This is a genomic window from Mesorhizobium sp. M2A.F.Ca.ET.037.01.1.1 (genome assembly GCF_003998075.1).
Classification (GTDB): domain Bacteria; phylum Pseudomonadota; class Alphaproteobacteria; order Rhizobiales; family Rhizobiaceae; genus Mesorhizobium.
Map to the genome: position 1 here is coordinate 1 of NZ_RZSA01001715.1, position 565 is coordinate 565.

The 565-nt window shown below is 68.7% G+C and carries 1 pseudogene; it reads right to left on the reverse strand.

The features are described 5' to 3' along the window. Positions 1-41: 41 nt before the first annotated feature. A pseudogene (locus EOA27_RS41340) lies at positions 42-565 on the reverse strand (SH3 domain-containing protein); the annotation flags it as partial.

Genomic DNA, 565 nt, shown 5'->3' on the forward strand with positions numbered 1-565 from the left:
GTAGGTGCTTTCTTCCCCTACTGCCTTATTGCCGTACTGCCTTACTCCCCTGCTGCCAGCTGGTCCGTGATCTCGAAGCGTTCGGATGGGCCGATGCGGATCATGTTGAGGTTGCCCTCGCGGGTAAAGCGGAATTCGTCCGGCGAGTCGGAGCCGGCGGGCTTGCCGTCATGGAAATTGATGACGCGCGTGCCGCCGTCCGGCCAGGTCACCGCCACGGTGCTGTCGCCGCCTGTGCGCGCCACTTCTATCTCGCAACGGGTCATCGGTTGGCCGACATGGCGAGCGCAGGGGATGCCGGCGTTGGGGGCTTCGGACGGGGCGTTCGTCGCTGCCGCGAAGGCAAGACCATAGGCGTCCTGCATGGCGGTCCTGCCGATCTCGGCGGCGGAAGGCGGGTCGGCCGGCTCGCCTCCGCCCAAGCGCGCCGCTATGTCGGGCTGCGGCTCGTCGGGACGCGATTGAGGCGCGGCAGAAGCGGCGGCCGGCGCGGCGGCGTCTTCAGGGGGAGACGCCGGGTTGTTGGGGCTGAGATAGCGTGCGGGCGCCCAGCCGGTTATGTGGG